The 6,688-nt window shown below is 59.9% G+C and carries 5 protein-coding genes; 3 read left to right on the top strand and 2 right to left on the bottom strand.

Annotation, left to right across the window (positions count from 1 at the left end; all coding sequences use genetic code 11):
- The first annotated feature begins 523 nt into the window (after positions 1 to 523).
- On the top strand, positions 524 to 1,675 hold the full coding sequence (gene macA, locus EJ576_RS29010) for a macrolide transporter subunit MacA (RefSeq protein ID WP_123476684.1): 1,152 nt from the start codon (positions 524 to 526) through the stop codon (positions 1,673 to 1,675).
- Positions 1,676 to 1,678: 3 nt separating this feature from the next.
- Entirely contained in the window at positions 1,679 to 3,637 is a 1,959-nt protein-coding gene (locus EJ576_RS29015) for a MacB family efflux pump subunit (protein WP_122728142.1), read from the top strand.
- Between the two features lie 132 nt (positions 3,638 to 3,769).
- Here the strand turns inward: EJ576_RS29015 and EJ576_RS29020 are convergent, their stop codons facing one another.
- Together EJ576_RS29020 and EJ576_RS29025 are read right to left on the bottom strand one after the other, a co-directional pair.
- On the bottom strand, positions 3,770 to 4,441 hold the full coding sequence (locus EJ576_RS29020) for a response regulator transcription factor (protein ID WP_122728144.1): 672 nt from the start codon (positions 4,439 to 4,441) through the stop codon (positions 3,770 to 3,772).
- A gap of 154 nt (positions 4,442 to 4,595) precedes the next feature.
- On the bottom strand, positions 4,596 to 5,831 hold the full coding sequence (locus tag EJ576_RS29025; protein WP_126571709.1) for a methionine gamma-lyase: 1,236 nt from the start codon (positions 5,829 to 5,831) through the stop codon (positions 4,596 to 4,598).
- A gap of 123 nt (positions 5,832 to 5,954) precedes the next feature.
- Here EJ576_RS29025 and EJ576_RS29030 point away from each other — a divergent pair, with 123 nt between their 5' ends.
- On the top strand, positions 5,955 to 6,425 hold the full coding sequence (locus EJ576_RS29030) for an Lrp/AsnC family transcriptional regulator (RefSeq protein WP_028615836.1): 471 nt from the start codon (positions 5,955 to 5,957) through the stop codon (positions 6,423 to 6,425).
- Positions 6,426 to 6,688 lie beyond the last annotated feature (263 nt).

Below are 6,688 nucleotides of genomic sequence, written 5' to 3' on the forward strand. Positions count from 1 at the left end.
GCCGAAGATCAAAAGCCAGATCAAAAGCGACTCGCTTCGCATCGTGGATACGCTTTTCGTCTTCTGTAGGAGCCGGCTTGCCGGCGAAAAACGTGAGGCCGCTGCGTTCATTCTGGTTTGCTGCGTCATCGTTAACGACCATCGCTGGCAAGCCAGCTCCCACACGACCGCGTTTGCCCTTGCCTTTGCTCCACACCACTCAAGCCGGCTGTCAGGCCGCTGTGCTCTTGCTTTTGATTTTGATCTTAGGCGCCCCGTCAAACACGCTGGCCGAACGCAGGCTTGAATCCGTGGGTAACCCGGCAGGACGCCGGGTTAGCCGCGCTGGGCCAAGGATGGCCCATCGCGGCGGCCCACGGATTCAAGCCGGAGTGAGGGCATGCCGAGCCTAGGCGAGGCACCGAGTGTTGGGGCAAGAGCGTTTTGGTTACTTTTGCGCTTTTCAAAAGTGACCCGCTGTAAGAGCGGAACCAATAGTGGCCGTTACTCAAATAACGGATATGTTCTCGATCAAAGGTCATCTATGCAAAAGCCAACGCTACGCAAACTAGGAATGCTCGCCACACTGGCCATCGCCATAGGCTTGATCATCTATACGGTCCAAGCTCCCGCCGACGCACCGCAATACCTCACCGCCACCGCCGAACGCGGCAACATCGAAAACGCCGTCCTCGCCACGGGCCTGCTCGAAGGCATCAAACAGGTCGACGTCGGCGCCCAAGTCTCCGGCCAATTGAAATCCCTCAAGGTCAAAGTCGGCGACAAGGTCAAAAAGGGTCAATGGCTAGCCGAAATCGACCCATTGATCCTGCAAAACACCTTGCGCAAAGCCCAGGTCGACGAAGAAAACCTCCAGGCCCAACGCCGCGCCACAGCGGCGCAGCTCAAGCAGGCCAAGTCCGTATACGAACGCTACAAAGGCCTGCAGATTGACGAGTCAGTCTCCCGCCAAGACTTCGAAGACGCCGAGTCCACCTTCCAGGTGCAACAGGCCAACTTGCTGTCCCTGGACGCGCAGATAAAAAGCGCCCACATCCAGATCGACACCGCCAAGGTCAACCTGGCCTACACCCGCATCGTCGCGCCCATCGACGGCGATGTGGTGGGCATCGTCACCCAGGAAGGCCAGACCGTGATCGCCAACCAACTGGCGCCGGTGCTGCTCAAGCTGGCCGACCTGGACACCATGACCGTCAAGGCCCAGGTCTCCGAGGCGGATGTGATTCACATCAGCCCCGGCCAGCAGGTCTACTTCACCATCCTCGGCGAGGCCGACAAGCGTTACTACGCCAAGCTGCGCGGCACGGAACCGGCGCCACAGAATTTCCTGGAAACCCAGACCGCCGGCACGCCGAAGCAGAACACCGCAGTGTTCTACAACGCGTTGTTCGATGTGCCTAACCCCGACCACCGTCTGCGCATCGCCATGACCGCCCAGGTACGTATCGTGCTCGACACCGCCGAGGCCGCACTGATGGTGCCGGTGGCGGCGCTGGGGGCGCGCAACAACGACGGCAGTTACTCGTTGCGGGTGCTGGACGCGAAAGGCAAGGCAGTGTCGCGGGAGGTGAAGACCGGGATCAACAACAACGTCAAGGTGCAGATCCTCGAAGGCCTGGCCGAAGGCGACAAAGTGGTGATCGGCGACGCCACGCCCGCTGTGGCGGGGAACTGACGCATGACTCAGCCACTGCTGGAACTCAAGGGCATCACCCGTAGCTTCATGGCCGGCGAGCGTGAATTCATCGCGCTCAAGGGCATCGACCTGACGATTCACGCTGGGGAAATGGTCGCGATCATCGGCGCCTCAGGCTCAGGGAAATCGACCCTGATGAACATCCTCGGCGGCCTGGATTACGCCACGGCCGGCAGCTACAAGATCAACGGCATCGAAACCCGTTCCCTGGGGGATGAGCAGTTGGCCGAGCTGCGCCGTGATTACTTCGGTTTTATCTTCCAGCGCTACCACTTGCTGGCGCATCTGAGTGCCTTGCACAACGTGGAAATGCCGGCGATCTACGCCGGCACACCGGAAACCCAACGCCACAGCCGCGCACGGGAGTTGCTCGCGCGGCTGGGCTTGTCCGGTCACACCACCCATCGTCCCAGCCAGCTCTCCGGTGGCCAGCAGCAACGGGTGAGTATCGCCCGCGCCTTGATGAACGGCGGCGAAGTGATCCTCGCCGACGAACCGACCGGCGCCCTCGACACCCACAGTGGCAAAGAGGTGATGCGCATCCTCGCCGAGCTGCACGCGGCGGGGCACACGGTGATTATCGTCACCCATGACCCCAAGGTCGCGGCGAACGCCCAGCGCATCGTCGAGGTCAGTGATGGCGAGATTGTCAGCGACAAGACCAATGAGAGTGCTGGCCTGGAGTTGCCCAGCGAAACGCCCATCGAGCCAAAACGCAGTGGCGCCCGGCGTTTGGTGGCGAGCCTGGGGTTGTTCAAGGAGGCCTTCAACATGGCCTGGGTCGCGCTGGTGTCTCACCGCATGCGCACGTTGTTGACCATGCTCGGTATCGTTATCGGCATTACTTCGGTGGTGTCGATCTCGGCCATCGGTGAAGGCGCCAAGCGTTATGTGCTCAAGGACATTCAGGCGATCGGCAGCAACACCATCGACATTTTTTCCGGCACCAGTTTTGGCGATAGCCGCGCCTCGGCCATCGAGACCTTGATGCCTTCGGATGTGGACGCGTTGAACCAGTTGTATTACGTCGACAGTGCCACGCCGGTGGTGGGCCGCAACCTGTTGCTGCGCTTTGGCAATATCGACCTGGATGCGCAGGTCAATGGGGTGAGTGACCGCTATTTCAAAGTGAAGGGCTTGAAGCTCGAAGCCGGTATCGCCTTCAGCGAAAGCGATGCGCGGCGCCAGGCCCAGGTGGTGGTGATCGACCACAACACGCGTCACCGACTGTTCGGGCCGAACGTCGACCCGCTGGGCCAGGTGATCTTGGTGGGTAACCTGCCGTGTACCGTGATTGGGGTCACCGCTGACAACAAGAACATGTTCGCCGCCAGCAAGGCGCTGAACGTGTGGGTGCCCTATGAAACAGCGGCAGGGCGCTTGCTGGGGCAGCGCCATCTGGACAGCATCACCGTGCGCATCAAGGACGGCCAGCCGAGCAAGGTGGTCGAAGACAACGTCAACAAACTCATGCTGCAACGCCACGGCACCAAGGACTTCTTTACCAACAACCTCGATAGCATCATGCAGACCGTGCAGAAAACCAGTCGCTCCCTGGCGTTGCTGCTGTCGTTGATCGCGGTGATCTCGTTGCTGGTGGGGGGCATTGGCGTGATGAACATCATGCTGGTGTCTGTCACCGAGCGCACCCGTGAGATCGGCATTCGCATGGCGGTAGGGGCGCGGCAGTCGGATATCCGCCAGCAGTTCCTGGTGGAGGCGGTGATGGTGTGTTTGATCGGCGGGCTGATCGGGATCTCGCTGTCCTATGCCCTGGGCTTTCTGTTTTCGTTGTTTGTGAAGGAATGGGAGATGGTGTTTTCCCTGGGCTCGATCATCACGGCGTTTGCCTGTTCGACGTTGATCGGCATTGTGTTTGGCTTTGTGCCGGCCAGGAATGCGGCGCGGCTGGACCCGATCGAGGCGCTTGCCAGAGATTGAGGTTTGTCAGCCAATAGAGATTAAATGTGGGAGCGGGCTTGCTCGCGAATGCGGTAGTTCAGCCAATGAATCTGTTGACTGACACACTGCATTCGCGAGCAAGCCCGCTCCCACATTTTGAACAGGTATGTCTTAAAAGCCTGTGTTGTCCTCAGTGGCATACATCCATCGCAACAACGAATGCCGCCCGCTGATCCCCAGTTTGATCGACGCGCGCTTCAGGTAGCTCTCGATGGTGTTGACCTTCAACGCCAACTGCTCCGCCAACTCCGGCGCGGTCCGCCCGGCGAGCAGGCCCACGCACACCTCAAGCTCACGGTTGGATAGGGTCAGCCCCGACTGTACCAACCGTTCTTCGATGCGCCTGCGCAGGGTTTCGAGGCCCTGGTTTTCCGGCACCACCGCGTCGCTGTCCTGACGGCACGGTTGGATCGCGGCGATGTGCTTTTCCACCATGGGCAGCAGCAAGGTGGAGAAGTCCTGCAACATGCTGCGCTCCTGGGGCGAAAAGCTTTCGGACTGGTGCGAGCGATACACCGACAAGACGTAGCGCACGTCATCCTTGCGGCGGGTGAGGTGCAATTGTGCGGCCGGTTGTTCGTCGCCCAACGCCTCCACCGAATCGGTGTAGACCGGGCTGATCTTGCGGCGGGTTTGCCCGTCGGCGCTGACCTGCAATTGCGTGATATGAGTGGCGTCCACTGCCAGTTGGGTGAGGATCAGGTCATGTAGCATGCGTGGGAAATGGCGGCTGCCGGTGCTGGCGATGACTTTGCCAATATGAGGGAACAGCTGTGAGTTCATCATTTCGTCCATGAGGCGTGCAGGTATTCGGCTTTATAGCAGCGGGGATTAAGATTCAAGCCAATGCGAATAACCTACCGTGATAGTCCTTCCCGCCGGACCTATGCTAGTACAGCCTGGCGACGGGAAGGGGATCCAATCTTAAATAATCGGATTAAAAACTCACAAGCTTAGAAGGACGCGTGAGGGTAGGCGTGCACTTGGCCAGTGCCTGTTGCACATCCGCCAACAGGTCGGCCACATCCTCAAGCCCCACCGACAAGCGCACCAACCCTTCGCTGATACCGTGCGCTGCACGTTCCTGCGGGGTGTAGGTGGAGTGGGTCATGCTCGCCGGGTGCTGGGCCAGTGACTCGGCATCACCCAGGCTGACCGCCCGGGTGAACAGCTTGAGCGCATTCATGAAGCGCCGACCGGTTTCGATGCCGCCCTTGAGCTCGAAGGCAATCATGCCACCGGGTAGTTTCATCTGCTGTGTCGCCAGTTCGTACTGCGGGAAAGAGCGCAATCCCGGGTACGTCACCGACTGCACGGCCGGATGCGCCTGCAGGGCTTCGGCCACGACCTGGGCATTGCTGCAATGACGGTCCATGCGCAGGGCCAGGGTCTTGAGGCCGCGCATCAACAGCGAAGCGTCCTGGGGCGACATCACCGCCCCAGTCAAGTCCTTGAGGCCCTGCAGGCGAATGCGCTGGGCCAGTGCCTGGCTACTCACCGCAATGCCCGCCGTGATATCGCCGTGGCCGCTGAGGTATTTGGTGGCCGAATGCACCACCACATCGGCGCCCAGGTCGAGGGGGCGTTGCAGGTAGGGCGTGCAGTAGGTGTTGTCGACCACCAGGGTGACGTTCGGCTGCTGGTGGGCGAGGGCGGCCACGGCAGCGATATCCACCAGTCGCAGGTTGGGGTTGGCCGGGGTCTCGCAGTAGATCATGCGGGTGGCGGGGCTGAATGCGGCTTGCAGGGCCGCCAGGTCAGTCAGGTCGACATGCCGCACCTTGATACCGAATTCGCCGATGCCATGGTGAAGCAGGGCAAAGGTGCAGCCGTACAGGGTCTGGCTGACGATCACTTCATCGCCAGGGCGCAGTAGGGTCCAGAACGTCGCGGCGATTGCGCCCATGCCGGAACTGAACGCCACTGCGGCCTCGCCGTTTTCCAAGGTGGCCATGCGTGATTCCAGCAGCGCCAGGGTTGGGTTGGAAATGCGCGTATAGAAGTGGCCGCTCGCTTCACCGGCAAAACAGGCGGCGCCGTATTCGGCGGTTGGGAAAGCAAAGGTGGCTGACAGGTAAATCGGAGGGACGAGTGCGCCGTGATGGTCTTTTGGGTCATAGCCGTGGTGGATGGCGCGGGTGGAAAAGCCGAATGCATTGTGTTTATTGTTCATGTCGGACGCTCCTTATTTCCTACAATGCTATGCTCATAACCACAGATGAACTTTGCAATATTTGCTGCTAATTCCCGTGTCCTGGGATGAAAATCTTATAAAAATAAAGAATAGAGGCACGTTATGCCCGTCAGTCTGGACCGTACCGACAAAGCCCTTTTAAACGCGCTTCAAGGCAATGCCCGTCTCACGGTGGCCGAATTGGCCGACCGCGTGTCCCTGACCACCTCGCCGTGCTGGCGGCGGGTGCGGAACCTGGAAGAGAGTGGGGTGATCAGCGGGTATCAGGCGATTCTGTCGCCCAAGGCGCTGGGGTATGGGGTGACGGCGTTTGTCAGCATCATGATGGAGAGTCACACCCAGGAGATTGCCCGGGCGTTTGAGCAGCGGTTGCTGGAGATTCCTGAGATTGTGGCGTGTCATAACGTGTCGGGGCGGTATGATTTCTTGTTGGAAGTGGTGGCGAAGGATCTGGAATCGTTTGGGGAGTTTGCGCGGGAGGTGTTGCAGACGTTGCCTTGTGTTAAGGAGATTTATTCGAGTTTTTCTTATAAGTCGGTGAGGGGGTTGAGGGTGATTCCGTTGCCGGGGTGATGGGGGGGTGTGTTGTGTACATATCCGTTGCTGCGGTGATGGCTGATATGGGTTCCGCCCTTACGGCGGCTCACTTTTGAAAAGCGCAAAAGTAAGCAAAACGCTCTTGCCCCAACACTCGGCACCTCGCTTAGGCTCGGTGTGCCCTCACTCCGGCTTGAATCCGTGGGCCGCCGCGATGGGCCATCCTTGGCCCAGCGCGGCTAACCCGGCGTCCTGCCGGGTTACCCACGGATTCAAGCCTGCGTTCGGCCAGCGTGTTT

It is taken from the genome of Pseudomonas sp. C 49-2, assembly GCF_003970195.1.
Classification (GTDB): Bacteria; Pseudomonadota; Gammaproteobacteria; order Pseudomonadales; family Pseudomonadaceae; genus Aquipseudomonas; species Aquipseudomonas canadensis.

Coding starts and splice junctions, on each gene's coding strand:
- EJ576_RS29025 (WP_126571709.1), bottom strand. CDS start 5,831: ATGAACAATAAACACAATGCATTCGGCTTTTCCACCCGCGCCATCCAC.
- EJ576_RS29020 (WP_122728144.1), bottom strand. CDS start 4,441: ATGAACTCACAGCTGTTCCCTCATATTGGCAAAGTCATCGCCAGCACC.
- EJ576_RS29030 (WP_028615836.1), top strand. CDS start 5,955: ATGCCCGTCAGTCTGGACCGTACCGACAAAGCCCTTTTAAACGCGCTT.
- EJ576_RS29015 (WP_122728142.1), top strand. CDS start 1,679: ATGACTCAGCCACTGCTGGAACTCAAGGGCATCACCCGTAGCTTCATG.
- macA (WP_123476684.1), top strand. CDS start 524: ATGCAAAAGCCAACGCTACGCAAACTAGGAATGCTCGCCACACTGGCC.